This window comes from Sphingomonas trueperi (assembly GCF_040545965.1).
Taxonomy (GTDB): Bacteria; Pseudomonadota; Alphaproteobacteria; order Sphingomonadales; family Sphingomonadaceae; genus Sphingomonas; species Sphingomonas trueperi_C.
On sequence record NZ_JBEPMV010000002.1, the window covers coordinates 535903 to 558124 of the forward strand.

The following is a 22222-nucleotide window of genomic DNA, read 5'->3' on the forward strand; positions in this document are numbered from 1 at the left end:
CCCGAGGCGACGTTCACCGAAATTTATGGCTCTTTCGCCAAACCAGGCAGCCAAACCAAAGCAAAAGCTTGGAAAAGGAGAGGAGCCGATATGTCGAAATGGGCATTGTTGCTGTCCGCGGGCGTTTGCGCCCTTGCCGCACCGGCGGCAGCACAGGATCTGCGCGGGTCCGCCGCCAACACCCCTCCCACGGCGGAGAACGAGTCGCCCAATTCTGCGGACATCGTCGTCACCGCCACGCGCCGCTCCGAGCGGCTGTCCAACGTGCCGATCGCGGTGTCGGCGTTCGGCCAGGCTGCGCTGCAGAATTCGGGGGCGACCGATATTCGCCAGATGACGCAGATCGCGCCCTCGCTGCTCGTTTCCTCCACCGGCTCCGAAGCCAATGCCGCGGCGCGTGTGCGCGGTATCGGCACGGTCGGCGACAATCCCGGCCTCGAAAGCTCGGTTGCGGTGTTCATCGACGGCATCTATCGCAGCCGCACCGGCTCGGGCCTCAACGACATGGGCGAGATCGAGCGGATCGAGGTGCTGCGCGGACCGCAGGGCACGCTCTCCGGTCGCAACTCCTCGGCGGGTGCGATCAGCATCTACACCAAGGTCCCCGAGTTCAAGTTCGGTGGGTTCGGCGAGGCGACCTATGGCAATTTCAACGCCGTCCGCCTGTCCGGCGCGCTGACCGGCCCCCTGGTGAAGGACGTGGTCGCCTTCCGCCTCGACGGTGTCTATTCCAAGCGCGACGGCTATCTCCACGACGTCGTCAACAATACCGACTATAACGATCGCAACCGCTACTTCGTCCGCGGCCAGCTGCTGTTCACGGTCAATCCCGATCTCGGCATCCGCCTGATCGCCGATTACACCCACCGCAACGAGAAGTGCTGCGGCGCCGTCTATATGGACACGCGCGAGAAGCTGGACCCCACCCCCGGCGCCCCCGGCGACTTTGCGATCAACCCGGCGGGCAACCGCATCACCGCGATCCTGCGCAGCCTGGGCGGCGTACTGCCGAGCGAAGGCGATCCCTATAACCGGCAGATCGCGCAGACCCGCGGCCGCGCCTATGCCAATCTCACCACCGACTATGGCCTTTCGGCGCGCGTCCGTTGGAACCTGGGCCCAACGCAGTTGACCTCGCTCACCGCCTACCGCGAGTACAAGTCCGCGGGCGCCGGCGACGTCGATTACGGCAATGTCGACATCGCCTACCGTCCCAATGACGGCAATGCCTACCGCCAGTTCCACACCTTCAGCCATGAAAGCCGCTTCTCGGGCACAATCCTGGGCGACAAGCTCGACTGGCTGGTCGGCGGCTATTACGCACACGAGAAGCTGCGCGTGGCGGACAATCTCCGCTTCGGCACGCAGTACGGCGCTTTCGCCGCCTGCCGCATGGTGGCGACGATCAACCCCACCGCCGCGCTGCGCGACCCGAGCCGCCCCGGCTGTCTCAGCACCGCCGGCCGCGCGGTGCTCACCCCCGCGGTGGGCCCGCAGATCATCGGCGGCATCGATCGGCTGAGCACGCTCAACGATCTCGGCTCGACGCTCGACCTCTATGACCAGACCAGCGAGAACTGGGCCTTCTTCACCCATAATATCTACAAGCTGACCAAGACGCTCAGCTTCACCCTCGGCGCGCGCTACACGCATGAGAGCAAGTCGCTGCAGGCGTCGTTCGCCAACAACAACACGGTCTGCCCGGCGCAGCAGGCCGCGATGGCGCCGCTGCTCGCCAGCACCAACGCCACGCTCCAGTCGCTGGCGGGCGGCATCGTCACGCTCACCTGCACCGGCAATTCGACCTCGGCGCTGACCGGCGTGCCCTTTGCGGACAAGTTTAAGGAAGGGCAGCTGACCGGCACCGCGGTACTCTCGTGGAAGCCGGCGGAGAGCACGCTGTTCTATGCCTCGTACGCACGCGGCTACAAGGCGGGCGGGTACAACCTCGATCGCTCGGATCTGTCGGCAACGGTGTTCGCGACCCCGCGCCCGTCTTCGGTGACCAACCTGCGCTTCGATCCCGAGACGGTGAACGCCTTCGAGATCGGCGCCAAATACAGCGCGCGCCACATCACCGCGAACCTGGCGCTGTACCGCTCGGAATTCACCAACTTCCAGCTCAATACCTTCAACGGCACGAGCTACATCGTCCAGAATATCGGGGGCTGCAGCACGCCGCTGAACGGCGCCGATCGCGACAACAGCTCGGCGACGGGCGCCTGCACGGGCAGCGTCGGCAAGGGCGTGGTGACGCAGGGCGTCGAGCTCGAGCTCGGCTTCTACCCGACCTCCAACTTCACCGTGAACCTCGGCTACACGCTGGCCGACGCCAAGTACCAGCACGACCTGGTTGGCTCCAAGGCGGGCGAGCCGCTCAATGCGGCGCTGTTCCTGCTGCCGGGCAGCCAGATGTCCAACGCCCCGCGCAACACGGTGACGAGCGCGGTGACCTGGACCCCGCCGATCGGCAGCAACGGCATGACCGCGCTCTTCTATGTCGATGGCCGCATGACCAGCGACTACAACACCGGCTCGGACCTGTTTGTCGAAAAGCTGCAGGACGGCTTCGTCACGATGAACGCCCGCATCGGCCTGCGCGGTCCCGACGAGAAATGGGCGGTGGAGCTGTGGGCGCAGAACCTGCTCGACACCAACTACCAGCAGGTCGCGTTCAACCTGCCCTTCCAGGGCGCGGGCAGCCGCTCGCAGGTCCAGGCGTTCGGAGCGCCGAGCTTCGGCGTAGGAAACGCGATGTTCGGTTCGTTCCTGGCCGAGCCGCGCACCTATGGCCTGACGGTCCGCACGCGGTTCTGACCCGGCTGGCTCTGCACCTGCGCTGCCGCTACAGCAGCGCGATGCAGAGCCGCACCCGCCGATGAGCGACACCGCCCCGCCCCCGCCCCGCCATGGCGGCTGGATCATCGCGGCGTGCATGTGCGCCTCCAGCCTCGCCTTTCTCGACGGATCGGTGACCAACGTCGCGCTGCCGACGATCGGACGCAGCCTCGCCGCCGATCCGGCGACCTTGCCCTGGATCATCAACGCCTACCTCCTGCCGCTGTCGGCCCTCCTCCTGTTCGGCGGGGCGACCGGCGACTATTTCGGCCGCCGCCGGATGCTGATCCTCGGCGTCCTCATCTTCGCACTCGCCTCGCTCGGCTGCGCGCTTTCGAAGGGCACGGACCTGCTGCTCGCCTCGCGGGCGCTGCAGGGGATCGGCGCGGCGATCCTGATGCCCAACAGCCTCGGCCTGCTCGGCAGCAGCTTCCATGGCGAAGCGCGCGGACGGGCGATCGGCACCTGGGCCTCTGCGGGCGCGATCGCCTCCGCCGTAGGGCCGCCGCTCGGCGGCTGGCTGGTCGACGCGGTCGGCTGGCGCGCGATCTTCTACCTCAACCTCCCCGTCGCCGCCGCCGCGATCGCCATCGCCTGGCGCTTCGTCCCCGAAAGCCCGCGCGGCAAGGGCGGGCTCGACTGGCTGGGCGCGGCACTCGCCACCGCCGGGCTGGGCAGCCTGACCTGGGCGCTCACCCTCTGGTCGAGCAGCCACGCGGTCTCGACCCAGTCGACCATCGGTCTGGTTGGCGGCGTCGCGCTGCTCGGCGGCTTCGTGCTCCACCAGCACCGGCTGGGCGAGCGGGCGATGATGCCGCTGGCGCTGTTCGGGTCGCTGCCCTTTGTCGGCCTCACCGTGCTGACGCTGCTGCTCTACGGCGCGCTGGGCGGGCTGATCCTGCTGCTGCCCTATCTGCTGATCGTCGGCGGCGGCTATCCGCCCGCGCAGGCGGGACTGGCCCTCCTCCCCTTCTCGATCGTGATCGGCGTCTCCTCGCGCTTCGCCGGGCGGCTGGCGGCGCGGATCGGCGGGCGGCTGCCGCTGTCGATCGGGCCGATCGTGACCGGCCTCGGCTTCTGGCTGCTCTCGGGCGCGGACCCGCAGGCGAACTACTGGACGAGCATTCTGCCGGGCATGCTGGTGCTGTCGCTGGGCATGGCGGGCGCGGTGGCTCCGCTGACCACGGCGGTGCTCGCCTCGGTCGACGATCGCTTCACGGGGACCGCCTCGGGCTTCAACAGCGCGATCGCGCGCACCGGCGGGCTGGTCGCGACCGCGCTGGCGGGCGCGGTGCTGTCGCAGACCGGGGCGGCGCTGATCGGCGGGTTCCACGTGGCCGCGCTGGTTTGCGCAGCGCTCGCAATTGCGGCGGGCGTGACGGCCTTCCTGACGCTCAAGCGGTGATATTGATTAGCAATATGACGCGCCTAGCCCTTGTTATCCCGGCGAAAGCCGGGATCCAGACGCCACGCGGCCGCAGCAAGCGCCGAACGGGAAACCCCAATGGATCCCGGCTTTCGCCGGGATGACAATTGCGAGGGCAGGCTTCCGCATCGGCCATCCCGAGGGCTATCCCCCATTGCCACCCCCGCGACCGCCCCCCATCCTCCCGCCGCCACCATCGGAGGAACCCCATGCGCCCGCACCGCGAACAGCATCTCGTCGCCCGGATCGGCTGGCTGCGCGCCGCCGTGCTGGGGGCGAATGACGGCATCGTCTCCACCGCCAGCCTGATCCTGGGCGTCGCCGCCTCGGGCGCCGAGCGGCCGGCGCTGCTCGTCGCGGGCGTGGCGGGGCTGGTGGCGGGCGCGATGTCGATGGCCGCGGGCGAATATGTCTCGGTCAGCTCGCAATCCGATACCGAACGCGCCGACCTCGCCCGCGAGCGGCTGGAACTCGCGACCACGCCCGAGGCCGAGCAGCGCGAGCTGGCCGCAATCTACATCGCCCGGGGCGTCGACGCCGCCACCGCCAAGGCCGTGGCCGAGCAGATGATGGCGCATGACGCGCTGGGAGCGCATGCCCGCGACGAGCTCCACATCACCGCAATGACCACCGCACGGCCGGTGGTCGCCGCGTTCACCTCGGCGGCGACCTTCACCGCGGGCGCGGCGCTGCCGCTGCTGCTCGCAGCGCTGCTGCCGATGCGCTGGATGGCGGCGGGCGAAGCGGCGGGGTCGATCCTGTTCCTCGCCCTGCTCGGCGCGCTGGGTGCGATCACCGGTGGCACCAAGCCGCTCAAGCCGGTGGTGCGGGTGGTGTTCTGGGGCGCGCTGGCAATGGCGCTGACCGCAGGGATCGGGCGGGTTGTGGGGACGAGTGTTTGAAGTGATCTGTGATTTAAGACTAACTTGGGAATAGCTATTTCACATCCAACCAATGACTTTAGCCAATGGGGATCCCGAAAGTTCACCCTTAAGCAACCCGTAAATCAAGGCTGCACCCACTCCGCCAATCAATGTAATTATCCACGATACAAAGCCAGGACCAAACCTGCCTAACCAGTTCGATTTTTGCGAGGCAGGAAAGAACACGAAATTAGGCACAAACCGGCGGTGAAAATATGCAATGGCAGCCTGGATACCGAACGCACCCCCTCCAAAAGCCACCCGCTGCCAGAATGTTGGCAAATCTGGAATGGCAGCTAGCACACCCACCAGGATGATCACATTTACTGTGAGTCCAAACTTACGAAATTGATTCGCCAACGTCCGCCTAAAGGAATCAGCGTACCTAGCTATAGATTCAGCTTTACCTATAGCCCAAGATTCTTGCACACTTTGGACACGAATTACATTTTCGCCCCATGCAGAAAATTCTACAGAAGCATTCCGATTGATGCCATATAGCTCAGGCTCCTGAATGAACACCTTCAGATAGCGCAGGTCCGGAAGCTCATCCAAGAGCGCCTCAAACTCGTCGGAAAAAATGCTTTTCTCGTTACCCTTATCGTTGAAGGTAACAACAGCTCTTCCGTGAGAGAAATCCTTCTTTACCTGCGAGATGAGACCGCGCACGTTGCTCGCGTATAGTCGAACCGCTCCTAGAGATCGGGTCGATGTATTCAGCTGTTCAGGAACTTGCGACAACTCCGAACGACGAGCTTGAACGTTATGGGGCCAAAGTTGGAAAGTCCCACCGGAGCCGATTGTCGTCACCCACTCGCCGTCGATCTTACCCTCCGGACTGAGAGTGCCTGCAGATTCAAAATCACCGTAGTGAACACCTTCGGGGAATTCCCCCTGCGGCTTTCCTGTCAGCTTTAGGTCGCCCTGCTCGAATACGCCCTGTACCTCGTATACAATCAAGCCATAATTGCTGTCGCTGAACCTAAGAACGCCGACCAAGGCGCTGTCGTTGCCTTCAAGAGAAAGCGCGACATTACCTGTATTGGTCCCGTAGAGATGGCCATTCCAATTCTTCCCAATGGTCGCCATCCGCCCCTCCCAACAAAGCGATAAACCGTTGCACTAGTGGATTGCTGAGGTATTCGCTGAAAAGTAGCTAGGGACAGTTTTCAATACCCCTCCGGCGCCAAATCACTAAACTTCGTGAACTGCCGGTCGAAGCGCATATGCACCGAGCCCGTGGCACCATGGCGCTGCTTGGCGATGATCACCGTCGCCTTGTTGGCCACTTCAAGCTGCTTGGCCTGCCACTCCTCATAGGCCATGCGCTCCTCGGCGGTCTCGGTGCCGTCGGGTACCTTCGTGGGCGCCTTGAAGTCATGATAATATTCGTCGCGATACACGAACAGCACGATATCGGCGTCCTGCTCGATCGAGCCGGATTCGCGAAGGTCGGACAGCTGCGGGCGCTTGTCCTCGCGGCTTTCGACCGCGCGGCTCAGCTGGGAGAGCGCCAGCACCGGGACATGGAGTTCCTTGGCCAGCGTCTTGAGGCCGCGCGAAATCTCCGAGATTTCCTGCACGCGCCCGTCGCCCGAGGCCTTGGCGGAGCCGGTGAGCAGCTGGAGATAGTCGACGATCACCATGCCGATCTTGTGCTGGCGCTTCAGCCGCCGCGCGCGGGTGCGAAGGGCCGCGATGGTGAGGCCCGGCGTGTCGTCGATATAGAGCGGCAGCCGCTCCAGATCGCCCGCGGCGCGCGCGAACTTCTGGAACTCGGCATTGCTCAGCTGGCCGGTACGCAGCTTTTCCGAGACGACCTCGGCCTGCTCGGACAGGATACGCATCGCCAGCTGGTCGGCCGACATTTCGAGGCTGAAGAAGGCCACCGGCGCGCCGATCGACTTCTCCTCGGCGATGCCCGCATCCAGATCGTCCATGTAGCGCTTGGCGGCATTGAACGCGATGTTGGTGGCGAGCGAGGTTTTGCCCATGCCGGGGCGGCCGGCGAGGATCAGCAGATCCGATCGGTTGAAGCCGCCGGTCGAGGCGTTGAGGTCGCTCAGCCCCGTGGTGATGCCCGAGATGCCGCCGCCCGAGTTCATCGCCTTCTCGGCCTGCTTCACGGCCAGCGTCGCGGCGCGGGTGAAGGACTTCACCCCGGCTTCCGAATCGCCCTGCTCGGCGACCTGGTAGAGGCGGAGTTCGGCCTGCTCGATCTGCTTGGAGGGATTGATGTCCTGGCTGGTGTCGAGCGCGCCCTCCACCATGCCGCGGCCCACATCGACCAGCGCGCGGAGCTGGGCGAGATCGTAGATCTGGTCGGCGAAGGAGCGCGCGCCGATCAGGCTGGCCGGGTTGCCGGTCAGCTGGGCGAGATAGGCCGGGCCGCCCAGCTCCTTCATCGCCGGATCGTTGGCGAACAGCGGGCGCAGCGTCACCGGGGTGGCGAGACGGTTGTCGCCGACCAGGTGCGCGATCTGCTCATAGATGCGGCCGTGCAGCGGCTCGAAGAAATGCTCGGGTCGGATCTTCTGGAGGACGTCCTCCGCGACTCGGTTGTCGATCATCATCGCGCCGAGAAGTGCGGCTTCCGCCTCGACATTCTGGGGGAGGCTGAGGCCCTCTTGGGGCTCCTGGGTGGGGAAAGGGATCGGCTGTGCCATCCCTCCCTCTTCCTCCAATGCGGGGTCGACGGCAACCGCATGGCTTGTGGAAAACGGGGAATGCTTCCAAAGCTGGGACCTATGGCCGATCCGCGGATCATCGACGTGACCCTCGACGAGCGCACCATCCTGTGGCGCTCGGCGGACATCGAGCAGGAACGGCGGATCGCGATCTACGATCTGCTCGAGGACAACCACTTCGCCCCCCAGCGCGCGCATGCCGATGGCTATGCCGGGCCGTACAAGCTGCACCTGAGCGTCGAGGAAGGCCGGCTGGCGCTGGCGATTCGCCGCGCGGACGAAACGCCGCTGGAGACGATCGTGCTCGGCCTGGCCCGCTTCCGCCGCCCGATCCGCGACTATTTCGCGATCTGCGACAGCTATTACCAGGCGATCCGCGCCGCCACGCCCGCGCAGATCGAGACGGTCGACATGGCGCGGCGCGGCATCCACAACGACAGCGCCGAGCTGCTCCGCACTGCGCTGGAGGGCAAGATCGACGTCGATTTCGATACCGCGCGGCGGCTGTTCACGCTGATTTGCGTGCTCCACATCAAGGGATGAGTTTCATGACCAACGACACCAGCGCGCTGATCGCAGCCGCCCGCATTGCCGCGCGCAACGCACATGCGCCCTATTCGAACTTCGGCGTCGGCGCCGCGGTGCTGCTGACCGACGGCACGGTGGTGACCGGCGCCAATTTCGAGAATGCAAGCTACGGCCTGTCGCTCTGCGCGGAGACGGTGGCGCTGGCGACGGTCTCGGCCCAGGGGCGGCTGCGCGACGTGGCCGAGATCGCCGTGATCGGCGGGCCGATCGGGCCGGACGGGGTGCCGACGGGCACGGCGCCGGTCAGCCCCTGCGGTCGCTGCCGGCAGGTGATCAACGAGGCGGCGCAGCTCGGCAAGCGCGACCTGCCCGTCCATTGCGGCGCGGCCGAGGGCGATGCGGTGGCGAGCTACCGCCTGTCCGAGCTGCTCCCCCAGGCGTTCGGCCCGGGGGATCTCGGCATCAGTTGAGCGGCTCGTTTCACCGCCGACTTGCCAGCGTCATCTTCCGCGCTTAGCGATGGAAGATGACTCAAGCCTCCGATATCGTCGCCGACCTCGATCGGCTCTATCGCGCCTCGGTCGAACGACTGCAGCAGGCGCTCAACCGCTACATCACCGACGGCACCACGCCCGATCCCGAGACGCGGACCGACGGCAGCTTCGCCTATCCGGAGCTCCGCGTCACCTATCGCGGCGGCGTCAACAAGCCGATCCCGCGCCGCTCGTTCGGGCGGCTGGTCGAGGCGGGCGATTACCGCATCTCGGTGACGCGCCCGGCGATGTTCGCCGAGTATCTCACCGAGCAGCTGACCTTCCTGATCGAGGATTATGACGTCGAGGTGCATGCCGTCACTGGGCGGCAGGAAATCCCCTTCCCCTATGTGCTCGATCCCAACACGATCCTGAGCCTGGACGATGTCTCGGCGACCGAGCTTGGCCGCCACTTCCCGGCAACCGAGCTGTCGCACATCGGCGACGAGATCGCCGACGGCATCTGGATCAGCCAGGACGAGACGCGGCCGCTGGCGCTGTTCGATGCACTGCGCACCGATTTCTCGCTGGCGCGGCTCAAGCACTACACCGGCACGCCGGTCGAGCATTTCCAGCAATATATCCTGTTCACCAACTATCACCGCTATGTCGACGAGTTCGTCCGCTGGGCCTGCGCCCAGCTGGGGCCGGACAGCCGCTTCACCGGTGTGTCGGGCGCGGGCGGGATCGTGATCGAGGATGCGGCGGACGCCGACCGGCTGGTGAGCGACGGCGCGTGGCGGCGGCACCAGATGCCCGCCTATCACCTGATGGCCGAGGGCGGCACGGGGATCACGCTGGTCAATATCGGCGTCGGCCCGTCCAACGCGAAGACGATCACCGATCACTTGGCGGTGATCCGCCCCGAGGCGTGGCTGATGATCGGCCATTGCGGCGGCCTGCGCCCCAGCCAGCGGATCGGCGACTATGTGCTCGCCCACGCCTATCTGCGCGACGACCATATCATGGACGACGTGCTGCCGCCGGAAATTCCCATCCCCGCCATCGCCGAAGTCCAGCAGGCGCTGGCGCGGGCGGCGGAGACGGTCTCGGGCCAGTCGGGCGACGAGCTCAAGCAGCGGCTGCGTACCGGCACGATCGTCACTACCGACGATCGCAACTGGGAGCTGCGCTACTCCCAGTCGGCGCTGCGCTTCTCGCTGAGCCGTGCGGTTGGCGTCGACATGGAATCCGCGACGCTGGCGGCGCAGGGCTATCGCTTCCGCGTGCCCTATGGGACGCTGCTCTGCGTCTCGGACAAGCCGCTGCACGGCGAGCTCAAGCTGCCCGGCCAGGCCAACCGCTTCTACGAGCGCGCGATCGCCGAGCATCTCAAGATCGGCATCGAGGCCTGCGAGGAACTGCGCCGCGAAGGCGCCAAGCTCCATAGCCGCAAGCTGCGCGCGTTCAACGAACCGCCGTTCCGGTGATGTAGAGGGATGCCCCGGTTCCGGCCGGGGCGCCCTCGATCAAAACACCGTTTCGAGCAGCACCACGCTGGGGTCACCCTCGACCTCGCGCGCGACGAAGCCCATCTCGCGCTCCAGCTCGATCGCCAGGTGATTCTCGCGGCTCTCGATCGACTGGAGCCGCTTCACCCCGCGCGCCTTCGCCTCGGCGGTGATGTAGTTGAGCAGGCTCCAGCCCACCCCCTGCCCCTTGCGATCAGCGCGGATCGAGATCGCAACTTCGGCGGTCTCCAGCGTGTCGTCGCAGGCGAGCATGCCCGAGCCGACCAGCTCGCCCTCGGCGGTGAACGCCAGATAGCTCTCGGTCTTGTGGTGGTCGACCTCGATCAGCGCCTTGGCCTGATGCGGCTGAAGCTGCGGCGCCGCAGTGAAGAAGCGAAAGCGGCGATCCTCGTTCGAGACATGGTCGAAAAAGTCGCGGAGCAGCGCCGCGTCGTCGGGACGCACGGTGCGCACGTCGATGACGAGCCCGGAGCGGGTCGGCAGCTGGACAGGCTGTGCGGTGGTCGCGGTCATGACGAAATCTCCCGGTGTTGCTGGCCTGCCCGTACCATGGCGGGCCAGATCGGCCATCCGTAAACGCCCCATGGCTGGCAATTTCCGCGAAAAGGCCTATGTGCGCCAACGATCATGGCAACGCGACTCCCAGAAGCCCCCAAGGTGGGCATGGTGTCGCTCGGCTGTCCCAAGAATCTGGTCGACTCCGAGCGTATCCTCACGAAGCTCCGTTCGGACGGCTATGCGCTGTCGCCGGACTATGCCGGCGCGGACGTCGTGCTGGTGAACACCTGCGGCTTCCTGGACAGCGCCAAGGAAGAATCGCTGGAAGCCATCGGCGAGGCGATCGCCGAGAACGGCCGGGTGATCGTCACCGGCTGCATGGGCAAGGAAGCCGAGGTTATCCGCGCCCGCTTCCCGAACGTGCTCGCGGTGACCGGCGCGCATCAATATGAGGACGTGGTCGGCGCGGTGCACAGCGCAGCGCCGATGCCGCCCTCGCCCTTCGTCAATCTGGTGCCGGACAGCGGGCTCAAGCTCACCCCGCGCCACTATAGCTATCTGAAGATCTCGGAAGGCTGCAATCATCGCTGCAGCTTCTGCATCATCCCGTCGCTGCGCGGGGACCTGGTCAGCCGCCGGCCCGACGCGATCCTGCGCGAGGCGGAGAAGCTGGTCGCCGCCGGCACCAAGGAACTGCTGGTCATCAGCCAGGATACCTCGGCCTATGGCATCGACATCCGCAAGGAACCGCGCGCCTGGAAGGGCCGCGAGGTTGTGCCGCACATGACCGATCTCGCCCGCGAGCTCGGCCAGATCGCGCCCTGGGTGCGACTGCACTATGTCTATCCCTACCCGCATGTCGATCAGGTGATCCCGCTGATGGCGGAGGGGCTGGTGCTCCCGTATCTCGACATCCCGTTCCAGCACGCCGCGCCAAACGTGCTGCGCGCGATGAAGCGCCCGGCCAACGAAGCCAAGGTGCTCGAGCGGCTGCGTGGGTGGCGTGAAATCGCCCCGGACATCACGATCCGCTCGACCTTCGTCATCGGCTTCCCCGGCGAGACCGAGGAGGATTTCCAGTATCTGCTCGACTGGCTGGACGAAGCCCAGCTCGACCGCGTCGGCGCGTTCCGCTTCGAGCCGGTCGAAGGCGCCTCGGCCAATGACCTGCCCGGCGCGGTGCCGGAGGAAGTCAAGGAAGAGCGCTACGCCCGGATCATGGAGAAGACCGCCGCGATCAGCGCCTCCAAGCTCCAGGCGAAGATCGGTCGGCAGCTTGAGGTCATTATCGACGCGGTCGACGAGGACGGGGGCGCCACCGGCCGCAGCCAGGCCGACGCGCCCGAGATCGACGGCGAAGTGTTCCTGCGCGACTCCGGCCATCTGGAACAGGGCGATATCGTCCGGGTCCTGATCGAGGACGCCGACGAACACGACCTTTACGGCGTACCGATGGGCTGATCGTCGTTGGCAGGGTGCGCCGGCAGCGCTAAGCCTCCGGGACAATTTCCCGGAGGCCTGATGTTCCGTTCCGCTGTTGCCGCCACCCTGCTGATCGCCACCCCCGCCGCCGCCCAGCAGCTCACGCCCGAGCAGACCGCCAAGGTCGATACGATCGTCGCAGATGCGCTGAAGAGCAGCGGCGTGCCCTCCGCCTCAGTGGCGATCGTACGCGACGGCAAGATCGTGTTCACCAAGGCCTATGGCGACCAGGGCCCCGGCATTGCCAAGGGGCCGGATGTCAACGCGAAGTACCAGATCGCCTCGGTGTCCAAGCAGTTCACGGCCGCGGCGATCCTGCTGCTGGAGGATGAGGGCAAGCTCAGCCTCGACGACAAGGTGTCGAAATGGGTGCCGGACGTTACCGACGCCGACAAGATCACCATACGCCAGCTGCTGAGCCACACCGCCGGCCTGCAGGATTATTGGCCGCAGGATTACAGCTTCAAGGCGATGGAGACGGCGGTAACGCCGCAGCAGATCGTCGATCGCTGGGCCAAGAAGCCGCTCGACTTCGCACCCGGCACCGCCTGGCAATATTCGAACACAGGCTATGTCGTCGCCGGCATGATCATCGAGAAGGCGTCGGGCAAGAAGCTGCTCGACTATCTCCAGGCCAAGATCTTCAAGCCGCTGGGCATGCAGGCGATCGACCAGGACAAGGCGGTCGGCAAGGGCTTCCCCCAGGGCACCCACCGCTATGCGCTCGGGCCCGTGCGCCCCGCCAAGCCCGCCGCCGATGGCTGGCTCTGGGCAGCGGGCGAGCTGGCGATGAGCGCCGCCGATCTTGCCAAGTGGGACATCGCGCGGATCGATCGGAAGGTGCTCACCCCCGAGGACTGGGCGGTGCAGGAAACGGAGGTCAAGCTCGCCGACGGCGCCCCCACCCATTATGGCCTCGGCGTGTCGCTGGGCGAGCATGGCGGCAAGAAGGAAGTCTCCCACGGCGGCGAAGCGGTGGGCTTCCTGTCGAGCAATGTCGTGATTCCAGAGGAAAAGTTCGCCGTCGTCTCGTTGGTCAGCGCCGATTTCGGCGGGGCGCACGACATCATCGCGCAGGGGATCACGGATCTGCTGCTGCCGGTCGCCAAGCCCGCCGCCGCCCTCACCCTTGACCAGCAGCGCGACGCGCTGGCCCGGAAGCTGTTCGACCAGCTCCGCGCCGGCACGCCCGATCGCAGTCTGATGACGGACGACGCCAACTATTATTTCGATGCGACGGCAATCGGCGATTACCGCACCAGCCTGGCGCCGCTCGGTGAGCCGACCTCCTTTACGCCGATCGGCAAGCCGCGGCTGCGCGGTGGGTTCGTCAACCGCAACTACATGATCCGCTACAAGGATCGCGTGCTGGTCGCGGTGACCTATGCCGAGCCCGGCGCCGACGGCAAGTTCGAGCAGTTTCTGGTGATGCCGCGATGAGCGACGACGCCGAGAGCCGCGCCAAGGACCGCGCCGAAGCCGCCAAGGTGCGGCGGCGGTGGATCACGCTGGGCGAGGTGCTGGGGGTCGCCGCCGTTCTGATCTCCGGCCTCACGCTCTGGAACAACTGGAACGATCGCCGCGAGACCAAGGCCGAGAAGGCGGCCACCGAGCAGCGCGCCTCCGCCAAGGTGGCGAAGCTGGTGCTGGTCGCAGCCGATGGCGGCAAGCAGACGCTGGTGCTGAAGCCTGCCGCTGCCGAGCAATCGGTGCAGAGCCAGACTATCCTCTTCCCGACCACGCTCGACGTCTCGCCCGCCGCGACCACCGGCGAGCCGCGCATCGAGGGCGGCTGGTTCGAGCATGCGCTGGTCAAGGCGCGGGAGGCCGCCGGGCTGCCCGACAACAGTCGCGGCGACGAGCGGCTGCCGGTGGTGATCGTCACCCAGTACCTCGCCGACGGCGACCCGCACGAGGACGTGGCAATGTACGATGTCGGCTATACCATCTCGGGCAAGTTCCTCGGCGGCCATAGCGTTACGCTGCGCGGCATCTCGCTCGTCGCGAAGGTGAAGCGCGACCATGCCCAGGCCAAGCTCGACGCGCGGTGGAAGACGCTGCTGCCCGCGGCGAAGTGATCCGGCACCCCCCTGGCCAAAAAACCAGGGGGGTCCGGGCTAGGCGCGGGGCACTCGGCGTCCTAGATCAGGCGCATGACGGATCTCAACACGCTCGTTCAGCCCGATCGCGGCCAGGCCGCTCGCACCATCCACCTGATCGACGCCAAGGGCTATGACGCTTGGCTGGCCGCGCAGCCACCGCGCCACCGCGCCGCCGCCGCCGCGCAGAAGCTCAGCGGCTCGGCCCATTCGAGCGCGATCCTGCCCGGCGATGCGCCCGAGGACTGGTCGGTCGTCTCGGTCGTCGCCAATATCGAGAAGCTCGGGCCCTGGTGCCTCGCCAAGCTGGCCGAAACGCTTCCCGAGGGCAGCTACCGCGTCGAGGGTGCGGAGCCCGGCAAGGCGATCTATGGCTGGCTTACTGCCCAGTACAAGTTCGATCGCTATCGCAAGGCCGATCCCAAAGCGCAGGGCCCGCGCGTGCTGCTCACCGCCGATCCGGTGAAGATGGAAGAGGCGGTGCGCATGGCCGCCGTCACCTTCAAGCTGCGCGACCGGATCAACACCGGCGCCAACGACATGAGCCCGGCCGATCTGGAAGACGCCGGCGCCGAGCTCGCCAAGGCCTTTGGCGCAACCTTCTCGGTGGTGAAGGGTGACGAACTCGCACAGGGCTATAGCATGCTCCACGCCGTCGGCCAGGCCGCCGGCAAGGGCCGCGAGCCGCGGCTGATCGAGCTCGAATGGGGCAATCCCGAGCATCCGCGTATCGCCATCATCGGCAAGGGCGTCTGCTTCGACAGCGGCGGCCTCGACATCAAGCCGGCGGCCGGCATGCGGCTGATGAAGAAGGACATGGGCGGTGCCGCCCACGCCCTCGCGCTCGCCGAACTGGTGATGCAGAACAAGCTGCCGGTGCGACTGCACATGCTTGTCCCCGCCGTTGAGAATTCGATCTCGGGCGAGGCGACGCGGCCGGGCGACGTGATGATCTCGCGCAAGGGCATCACGGTCGAGAACAGCAACACGGACGCCGAAGGCCGCCTGATCCTGGGCGACGCGCTGACCAAGGCCGAGGAGAAGAACCCCGAGCTGGTGTTCGACTTCGCGACCCTCACCGGCGCCGCACGCGTTGCACTCGGCGCAGACCTCCAGGCGCTGTTCGCCAATGACGACACGCTGGCCGCGGAAATCGTCGCAGCCGGCGAGGAAGAGGCCGACCCGATCTGGCGGATGCCGCTCTACGATCCCTACAAGGATCTGCTGAAGTCCGACGTGGCCGACATGGTCAACGCGGCCGAGGGTCCGTTCGGCGGCGCGATCACCGCCGCGCTGTTCCTCAAGGAATTCGTGCCGGCCAAGGCCCAATGGGCCCATTTTGACATCTTCTGCTGGAACGGCAGCCCCAAGCCGGGCCGTCCCAAGGGCGCCGAGGCGGTGAGCCTGCGCGCCACCTGGAAGGTGCTCAAGGACCGTTACGGCGGATAAGCGCTTCGGCCGCCGGCGGCATCACGCCGTCGGCGAGCCAGCGCTCCACTTCTTCCTTGTCCATCGGGCGGCCGAACAGATAGCCCTGCCCCTGCGCGCAACCTAGCGCGCGCAGCATCTCGGCCGTTTCCAGCGTCTCGATGCCCTCCGCCACCACCGGCAGCTCCAGCGTGCTTGCCAGGCCCAGAATAGCGCGGACGATCCGCAGTTTCTCGGTGCTTTCGCTCAGCGAATCGACGAAGGAGCGATCGATCTTGATCTTGTCGAACGGCAGCATGCGGAGATGCTGGATCGAGGCATAGCCGGTGCCGAAATCGTCGAGCGCCAGCTGCACCCCCTGATTCTTGAGCGACTCGATCGCGTGATGGGCCTTCTCGGCGTCGACGATCAGCGCATTCTCGGTGATCTCGACGGTAAGCCGCTGCGGCGGGAAGCCGGTGCGGGCGAGCACCGACAGGATCTTGTGGCTCAGCCAGTCGTCGCGCAACTGACCGGGCGAGATGTTGATCGCGATGCTCGCCGGCACCGGCCAGTCGCGCGTCTCCGAACAGGCGCGGTCGAGCAGGTCGAGCATCAGCGTGTTGAGCAGCCCGCATTCCTCGGCGATCGGGATGAATTGGTCGGGCCCGATCTCGGCATCCTCACGGCGCCAGCGCGCGAGCAGCTCGAAGCCGGTGACATGGCCGGTGCGCAGGTCGATGATCGGCTGGTAGCGCGGGTAGAACAGCCCCTGGGTAAGCCCGTCCCGCATCTCCGCCTCGATCGTCGATCGGCGGCGGATCTCGGCGTCCATCTGGCTCGCGAAAGCGCAATAGCAGCCGCGGCCCGCCTCCTTCGCCTGATACAGCGCAACGTCGGCGCGGCGCATCAGCGTATCGGCGTCGCGCGCGTCTTCTGGGTAGAGCGCGATGCCGACACTGGCGCCGATATGGTGCATGCGCTCGTCGATCAGGAAGGGACGCGCCACTTCCCGGACGATGGCATGGGCGACGCTGCGCACCCGATCGAGATCGTCGCCGTCGAATGGCAGGGTGATCGCGAACTCGTCGCCGCCCAGCCGGTAGCTGCGACCACCCTCGCCTACCACCCAGCTGAGCCGCCCGGCGACGGCGCGGAGCAGCTGGTCGCCGATCGGGTGCCCATGGACGTCGTTGATCGACTTGAAGCGGTCGAGATCGACCAGCATCAGCCCGAAGCGGTGCGGCTCGGCGCCGCGGAGATATTCGGTGAGCGCGCGGCGGTTCGGCAGACCGGTTAGCGGGTCGTGATAGGCCAGTTGGTGCGCGCGCTGCTCGGCGAGACGCGCGCGGCGTTGCCCGGCAGCCATCTCGGCCCGGGAGGCGAGCACGTCGACGAAGCCCGCATGGGTTGCCCCGAACATCCGCAACACGACGGCGGAGACCAGAATGATATTGACACCCAGCCCCACCAGGAACCGGTCGCCCGAGACGATCAGGCATAGGATCACCGGCGAGGCGCCGCACGCCATTACTAGCCAGGCGGCAATCGGGAAGGTCTGCAGGCAATAGCAGCAGGTGATCGCGCCGATGAAGATGTAGAGCGCAATGCAGGTGCGCCGTGCGAGGTCCGCCTCGACGAACAGCACCAACGCCCATCCGCCAAATGCGAGGCTGAGGATGGCAGCCGCGATAATCGTGCCGACCAGATAGCGACGGATGCGTCGCAGTCCTGGCGGCGAATCGCCACGCCGCGCTACCCACAAGAGGCTCCGCACCGCTGCTGCAATCCCGAGCAGAATCGGCGCGACCACGCTGAGCGTCGTTGAAACCGATCCATAGGACGCGAAGCCGAGGAACACCGCGTCGAGAAAGACGAGCGTGTACATCAGCGGGATCTGCTGCCCAAGCACCCGATATTGTTCGGTAAGGATCGCTCGGTCGAGCTTGGTCCTTCCCGAACGTACGAGGTGAATCCGCGGCAGCATGGAGGCCTTGTAGCGCCAGACCCCCGACAACAGGTTAATCCGCCGTCGCTATTTGCGCCGCCGCCTCGATGATCGGCACGAACTTGGCGGCGGTGAGGCTCGCCCCACCGACCAGGGCGCCATCGACATCGTCGACCGCCAGGATCGACGCCGCGTTGGCGCCGCTCACCGAACCCCCGTACAGAATCCGCATCTCGTTGGCCGAGGGCCCGATCATCCCGCGCAGCTTGGCGCGCAGGATGGCGTGCATCGTCGCGATCTCGTCGAGCGTCGGCGTCTTGCCGGTGCCGATCGCCCAGCGGGGCTCGTAGGCGATGGTCAGCCAGTCCGGCGAAGCGCCATCGGGGAGCGACTTTTCAATCTGCGACTGGACAATGCGCTCGGCCCGGCCGGCATCGTGCTCCGCCTCGGTCTCCCCGCAACATAGGATCACGTTCAGCCCATGGCGACGCGCGGCGGCGGCCTTGGCCCAGGTATGGTGGCTGGTTTCGGCGTGGTCGGCACGGCGCTCGGAATGGCCGACGATCACCACCTTGGCGCCCGCCTCCACCAGCATCGGTGCGGAAATATCGCCGGTATGGGCCCCCTGGTCGCTTTCGTGCACGTCCTGCGCGCCGATCGTGAAGTCCGGGGCGATGTCCGCGGCTGCCGCGATCAGGGTGTACGGTACGCAGAGCAGCGCATCGACCTGCGGATGTGACCGCGCGGCAGCGGCGATCGCGTCGATCTCGCGCAAATGCGAACGCATGCCGTGCATCTTCCAGTTTCCAGCGACCAGCTTGCGGCGCATCCATCACTCCCCGAATGTTTCGGCACAGTCGATACCGATTGCGCCGCGCGGCACAAGCTTGAAGGCGCGCGACACCGGCCCTAAAGCGGGCCCAAATTCCTCGAACGAACGGCTCTCCATGCTCAACGCCTTCCGGAACTTCACCAAGTCGCGCTACGGCCTGATCATCGTCTTCATTTTCCTGGGCCTGCTCGCGATCGCCTTTGCGGCAAGTGACGTCACCGGCATGCGCCAGGGGATCACCGGCAGCAGCGGTGCGCTGGCGACGGTGGCGGGCGAGAAGGTGACCGAGCAGCAGGTGCGCGAGCGGCTGGAGCGCTATGTCCGCAATGCGCAGGCGCAGGGCCAGAAGATCACGATGGCGCAGCTGCTGGCGCAGGGCGGGTTCGAGGCCGCGCTGAACGACGCCGTCAACACCGCCGCGATCGAGGCGTTCGCGAACCAGAACGGCATGGCGGTCGGCAAGAAGCTGATCGACACCGACATTGCCAACAACCCGCAGTTCGCGGGCATGGACGGCAAGTTCAGCCAGCAGACCTTCGAGCAGCTGCTCGCGCAGAATCAGCTCACCCCGGCGGTGTTCCGCGAGGGCATGACCACGCAGCGCTACGCCGCCTGGCTGGTCGGTCCGGTCGCGCTGCGCGCGCCTGCCCCCGCCGGCGTGGTGACCCCCTATGTCGCGACCTTGCTCGAGCGCCGCACCGGCATCGTCGGCTTCGTCCAGTCGCTGGCAATGGACCCGGGCCCCGCGCCCGACGCCAACACGCTGGCCGGCTATTACGCGCAGAACCGCAGCCGTTATCAGGTGCCCGAGCGCCGCATCGTCCGCTACGCCGTCGCCCAGCCCGACGCGCTGAAGGCGCAGGTCACGCCGACCGAGGCCGAGATCGCCGCCGCCTACAAGAAGGATTCCGCCAAGTACGCCGCCAGCGAGAAGCGCGGCGTCGAGCTGGTCCAGGCGATCAGCCAGTCGGTCGCCGCCAAGGTTGCGGCCGCCGCCAAGGGCGGGGACCTGACCGGTGCCGCCAAGGCTGCCGGTCTCGAGGCCCGCACGATCGACGCCAGCGACAAGGGCGGCCTCGCCAAGCAGGTCTCGGCACCCTTCGCCGATGCCGCCTTCGCCGCGCCGGCAACCGCGATGCAGGGTCCTGTCCAGCTCGGCGGGGCCTGGTTCGTCTACCGCGTGAGCAAGGTCGAGAAGATCGCCGCCCGCACGCTCGATCAGGTCCGCACGGAACTCACCGAGGAAGTCGCCAAGCGCAAGCTCGCCGCGCTGCTCGCCGATTCGCGCCAGGCGATCGAGGATGCCGTGGGCGACGGCGCGACCTTCGACGAAGCCGTCGCCAAGGCCAAGCTGACCGCGGTGCGCAGCCCCGCACTGATCGCCAACGGCACCGATCCGGACAACGCCGCTTACCAGCCCGACGCCACCGTCACCGCGGTGATGAAGGCAGGCTTCGGCTTCGAGCAAGCCGGTGACGAGCCGCAGGTGATCCCCGTGGGCCAGGACGGCAGCTTCGCGCTGGTCTCGCTCGAGAAGATCGTGCCCGCCGCGCCCCGCCCGCTCGCCCAGATCACTGACAAGGTGAAGGCCGACTATCTGCTCGACCAGGCGCTGGCCAAGGCGCGTGCCGCCGCGACCGCGATGCTGCCCAAGCTGCAGAAGGGCGTGCCGATGGCGCAGGCGCTGGCCGAAGTGGGCGCAAGCAAGGGCGCACCGCCCAAGCCGTTCGACTTCAAGCGCAGCGAGCTGCGCGGCAAGGAGAACTTCATCCAGATGGCGTTCGACATGCCGGCCAAGACCGCGCGCCTCGTCGAGGCGCCGAACCGCGCCGGCTACTACGTCGTCTATGTCGACACGATCCAGCCGGGGAACCTCGCAGGCGATCCGCAGGGCCCGCAGATGCTCCAGTCGATCACCCAGGCGCTGGGCCAGGTGGGTGCGCAGGAATATGAGCGCCAGTTCGCCGCATCGCTGGTGAGCGCGCTCAAGGTCCGTCGCAACGAGGCGGCGATTGCTCGCCTCCGCGCCGACCTGCAGCGCTCGGGCGCCAGCGGCCAGTGATCCAGGGCCTTGACGCCGCCCGCGCCGCGCTCGCTGCCGGCCGGCCCGCTCTGGTCTGGCGCCAGCAGGTCGCCGATACCGAGACGCCGGTCGCCGCCGCGCTCAAGCTGATCGAGCCGGGTCGCGGCGACTTCCTGCTCGAATCGGTCGAAGGGGGATCGGTTCGCGGCCGGCACAGCCTGATCGGACTTGCGCCGGACCTGGTGTTCCGCGCGACCGGCTCCGAGGCCGAGATCAACCGGCACTGGCTCACCGATCGCGCTGCGTTCGAGCCTTTGCCCGCCGACCCGCTGGCCGCGCTGCGCACGCTGGTCGCCGACTGCCGGATGGACGTGCCCGCGGAACTGCCGCGCGCGCTCGCCTGCCTGGTGGGCTATTTTAGCTACGAGACCGTCGGGCTGGTCGAGAAGCTCCCCCGCCCGCCGCAGAGCCCGGTCGGCGTGCCGGACATGATCTTCGTGCGGCCGACGGTGCTGCTGGTCTTCGATCGGCTGGCGGACACGCTCTTCTTTGTCGCGCCCGTATGGCCGGGCGTCGATCCCGAACTCGCGGCCGAGCGCATCGACGCCGTGGCGGCGCAGCTCGCCAGTGCTCCCCTGCCCGCCTCCGTCCGCGCCGATCCGCTCACGATCCAGCCGGCACCCGTGCTGCCGGAAGGGCGCTATGGCGAGATGGTTGCCGCGGCGAAGGAATATATCGCGGCGGGCGACATCTTTCAGGTGGTGCTGGCCCAGCGCTTCACCGCCCCGTTCCCGCTGCCGCCGTTCGAGCTCTACCGCGCGCTGCGCCGGATCAACCCCTCGCCCTTCCTCTACCATCTCGATCTGCCCGGCTTCGCGCTTACCGGGTCGAGCCCGGAGATCCTGGTCCGCGCCCGAGACGGCGAGATCACCATCCGCCCGATCGCCGGCACGCGTCCCCGCGGCCGAACGGCTGCCGAGGACGAGGCCAACCGCACGTCACTGCTCGCCGATCCCAAGGAGCGCGCCGAGCATCTGATGCTGCTCGATCTCGGTCGCAACGATGTCGGCCGCGCCGCTGCGCCCGGCACTGTCAAGGTAACGGACAGCTACACGGTCGAGTTCTACAGCCACGTGATGCACATTGTGTCCAACGTGGTGGGCAAGCTGCGCAAGGATGCGGACGCGATCGACGCGCTGTTCGCCGGCTTCCCGGCGGGCACGGTGAGCGGCGCGCCCAAGGTGCGCGCCTGCGAGATCATCGCCGAGTTGGAGGCGGAGACGCGCGGGCCCTATGCGGGCGGCGTCGGCTATTTCTCACCCGACGGATCGATGGACTCGTGCATCGTCCTGCGCACCGCGCTGGTGAAGGACGGGGTGATGCACGTGCAGGCCGGTGCCGGCATCGTCGCCGATTCCGATCCGGCGTATGAGCAGCGCGAGTGCGAGGCCAAATCCGGCGCGCTTTTCGCCGCCGCGCGCGAGGCTATCGCACGGGCCAGCGAGGCGGGCTTCGGCCAATAGGCC

Annotated in this window: 17 protein-coding genes; 12 read left to right on the forward strand and 5 right to left on the reverse strand. The window is 66.9% G+C overall.

What is annotated here, in order from left to right; all coding sequences use genetic code 11:
* Positions 1 to 90: 90 nt before the first annotated feature.
* The 3 genes from ABIC35_RS06360 (at position 91) to ABIC35_RS06370 (ending at position 5166) form a co-directional block, all read left to right on the forward strand.
* Positions 91 to 2817: a TonB-dependent receptor gene (locus ABIC35_RS06360; protein ID WP_121077637.1), complete on the forward strand. Its 2727-nt coding sequence runs from the start codon at positions 91 to 93 to the stop codon at positions 2815 to 2817.
* Between the two features lie 61 nt (positions 2818 to 2878).
* Positions 2879 to 4243, forward strand: a complete 1365-nt coding sequence (locus ABIC35_RS06365; RefSeq protein WP_354278350.1) for an MFS transporter — start codon at positions 2879 to 2881, stop codon at positions 4241 to 4243.
* Between the two features lie 230 nt (positions 4244 to 4473).
* Positions 4474 to 5166, forward strand: coding sequence for a VIT1/CCC1 transporter family protein (locus ABIC35_RS06370; protein WP_121077639.1), 693 nt, complete (start codon positions 4474 to 4476; stop codon positions 5164 to 5166).
* Between the two features lie 39 nt (positions 5167 to 5205).
* Here the strand turns inward: ABIC35_RS06370 and ABIC35_RS06375 are convergent, their stop codons facing one another.
* Both ABIC35_RS06375 and ABIC35_RS06380 read right to left on the reverse strand, forming a co-directional pair.
* Positions 5206 to 6276, reverse strand: coding sequence for a hypothetical protein (locus tag ABIC35_RS06375; RefSeq protein WP_147425882.1), 1071 nt, complete (start codon positions 6274 to 6276; stop codon positions 5206 to 5208).
* A gap of 80 nt (positions 6277 to 6356) precedes the next feature.
* A complete protein-coding gene (locus ABIC35_RS06380) occupies positions 6357 to 7853 on the reverse strand; it encodes a replicative DNA helicase (protein ID WP_121077641.1) in 1497 nt (498 codons plus the stop codon).
* An 81-nt stretch (positions 7854 to 7934) separates the two neighbouring features.
* On the opposite strand from ABIC35_RS06380, the gene ABIC35_RS06385 reads away from it, so the two are divergent.
* From ABIC35_RS06385 to ABIC35_RS06395, 3 genes are read left to right on the forward strand one after another with little or no spacing between them, the layout of a single operon-like run.
* Positions 7935 to 8417 (forward strand): UPF0262 family protein, encoded by a 483-nt coding sequence (locus ABIC35_RS06385; protein ID WP_121077642.1) that lies wholly within the window; start codon positions 7935 to 7937, stop codon positions 8415 to 8417.
* A gap of 5 nt (positions 8418 to 8422) precedes the next feature.
* A complete protein-coding gene (locus ABIC35_RS06390; RefSeq protein ID WP_121079455.1) occupies positions 8423 to 8872 on the forward strand; it encodes a cytidine deaminase in 450 nt (149 codons plus the stop codon).
* Between the two features lie 56 nt (positions 8873 to 8928).
* Positions 8929 to 10365, forward strand: a complete 1437-nt coding sequence (locus ABIC35_RS06395) for an AMP nucleosidase (RefSeq protein WP_121077644.1) — start codon at positions 8929 to 8931, stop codon at positions 10363 to 10365.
* A 39-nt stretch (positions 10366 to 10404) separates the two neighbouring features.
* Here ABIC35_RS06395 and ABIC35_RS06400 read toward each other — a convergent pair whose 3' ends face one another.
* Entirely contained in the window at positions 10405 to 10920 is a 516-nt protein-coding gene (locus tag ABIC35_RS06400; RefSeq protein WP_121077646.1) for a GNAT family N-acetyltransferase, read from the reverse strand.
* A 114-nt stretch (positions 10921 to 11034) separates the two neighbouring features.
* Between ABIC35_RS06400 and rimO the strand changes: the two genes are divergently transcribed.
* The 4 genes from rimO (at position 11035) to ABIC35_RS06420 (ending at position 15935) form a co-directional block, all read left to right on the forward strand.
* Positions 11035 to 12366 carry a 30S ribosomal protein S12 methylthiotransferase RimO gene (gene rimO, locus ABIC35_RS06405; protein WP_121077648.1) on the forward strand — a complete coding sequence of 444 codons (1332 nt, stop codon included), beginning with the start codon at positions 11035 to 11037 and terminating at the stop codon, positions 12364 to 12366.
* 60 nt (positions 12367 to 12426) lie between these two features.
* Positions 12427 to 13827 (forward strand): serine hydrolase domain-containing protein, encoded by a 1401-nt coding sequence (locus ABIC35_RS06410; RefSeq protein ID WP_121077650.1) that lies wholly within the window; start codon positions 12427 to 12429, stop codon positions 13825 to 13827.
* Complete coding sequence (locus tag ABIC35_RS06415; protein ID WP_121077652.1) at positions 13824 to 14465, forward strand: hypothetical protein; 642 nt, start codon at positions 13824 to 13826, stop codon at positions 14463 to 14465. The genes ABIC35_RS06410 and ABIC35_RS06415 overlap by 4 nt, the downstream gene beginning before the upstream one ends.
* Positions 14466 to 14540: 75 nt before the next feature.
* Complete coding sequence (locus ABIC35_RS06420; protein ID WP_121077654.1) at positions 14541 to 15935, forward strand: leucyl aminopeptidase family protein; 1395 nt, start codon at positions 14541 to 14543, stop codon at positions 15933 to 15935.
* Here the strand turns inward: ABIC35_RS06420 and ABIC35_RS06425 are convergent.
* The gene (locus ABIC35_RS06425; RefSeq protein WP_354278351.1) at positions 15913 to 17910 is read right to left on the reverse strand and encodes a putative bifunctional diguanylate cyclase/phosphodiesterase; all 1998 of its coding nucleotides are present in this window, start codon (positions 17908 to 17910) and stop codon (positions 15913 to 15915) included. The two genes, ABIC35_RS06420 and ABIC35_RS06425, sit on opposite strands and share 23 nt — an antisense overlap.
* 4 nt (positions 17911 to 17914) lie before the next feature.
* Positions 17915 to 18670 (reverse strand): triose-phosphate isomerase, encoded by a 756-nt coding sequence (gene tpiA, locus ABIC35_RS06430; protein ID WP_121077656.1) that lies wholly within the window; start codon positions 18668 to 18670, stop codon positions 17915 to 17917.
* Positions 18671 to 18788: 118 nt separating this feature from the next.
* Between tpiA and ABIC35_RS06435 the strand changes: the two genes are divergently transcribed.
* Both ABIC35_RS06435 and ABIC35_RS06440 read left to right on the forward strand, forming a co-directional pair.
* Positions 18789 to 20735, forward strand: a complete 1947-nt coding sequence (locus tag ABIC35_RS06435) for a peptidylprolyl isomerase (RefSeq protein WP_121077658.1) — start codon at positions 18789 to 18791, stop codon at positions 20733 to 20735.
* Complete coding sequence (locus tag ABIC35_RS06440; RefSeq protein ID WP_121077660.1) at positions 20732 to 22219, forward strand: anthranilate synthase component I family protein; 1488 nt, start codon at positions 20732 to 20734, stop codon at positions 22217 to 22219. The genes ABIC35_RS06435 and ABIC35_RS06440 overlap by 4 nt, the downstream gene beginning before the upstream one ends.
* The last annotated feature ends 3 nt before the right edge of the window (positions 22220 to 22222 follow it).

Bases quoted from the DNA above. Each gene is read 5' to 3' on its own strand.
- ABIC35_RS06410 (WP_121077650.1), top strand. From the start codon at position 12,427: ATGTTCCGTTCCGCTGTTGCCGCCACCCTGCTGATCGCCACCCCCGCC.
- ABIC35_RS06380 (WP_121077641.1), bottom strand. From the start codon at position 7,853: ATGGCACAGCCGATCCCTTTCCCCACCCAGGAGCCCCAAGAGGGCCTC.
- tpiA (WP_121077656.1), bottom strand. From the start codon at position 18,670: ATGCGCCGCAAGCTGGTCGCTGGAAACTGGAAGATGCACGGCATGCGT.
- ABIC35_RS06375 (WP_147425882.1), bottom strand. From the start codon at position 6,276: ATGGCGACCATTGGGAAGAATTGGAATGGCCATCTCTACGGGACCAAT.
- ABIC35_RS06365 (WP_354278350.1), top strand. From the start codon at position 2,879: ATGAGCGACACCGCCCCGCCCCCGCCCCGCCATGGCGGCTGGATCATC.
- ABIC35_RS06420 (WP_121077654.1), top strand. From the start codon at position 14,541: ATGACGGATCTCAACACGCTCGTTCAGCCCGATCGCGGCCAGGCCGCT.
- ABIC35_RS06400 (WP_121077646.1), bottom strand. From the start codon at position 10,920: ATGACCGCGACCACCGCACAGCCTGTCCAGCTGCCGACCCGCTCCGGG.
- ABIC35_RS06360 (WP_121077637.1), top strand. From the start codon at position 91: ATGTCGAAATGGGCATTGTTGCTGTCCGCGGGCGTTTGCGCCCTTGCC.
- ABIC35_RS06395 (WP_121077644.1), top strand. From the start codon at position 8,929: ATGACTCAAGCCTCCGATATCGTCGCCGACCTCGATCGGCTCTATCGC.
- ABIC35_RS06390 (WP_121079455.1), top strand. From the start codon at position 8,423: ATGACCAACGACACCAGCGCGCTGATCGCAGCCGCCCGCATTGCCGCG.
- ABIC35_RS06435 (WP_121077658.1), top strand. From the start codon at position 18,789: ATGCTCAACGCCTTCCGGAACTTCACCAAGTCGCGCTACGGCCTGATC.
- ABIC35_RS06370 (WP_121077639.1), top strand. From the start codon at position 4,474: ATGCGCCCGCACCGCGAACAGCATCTCGTCGCCCGGATCGGCTGGCTG.
- ABIC35_RS06385 (WP_121077642.1), top strand. From the start codon at position 7,935: ATGGCCGATCCGCGGATCATCGACGTGACCCTCGACGAGCGCACCATC.
- rimO (WP_121077648.1), top strand. From the start codon at position 11,035: ATGGCAACGCGACTCCCAGAAGCCCCCAAGGTGGGCATGGTGTCGCTC.
- ABIC35_RS06415 (WP_121077652.1), top strand. From the start codon at position 13,824: ATGAGCGACGACGCCGAGAGCCGCGCCAAGGACCGCGCCGAAGCCGCC.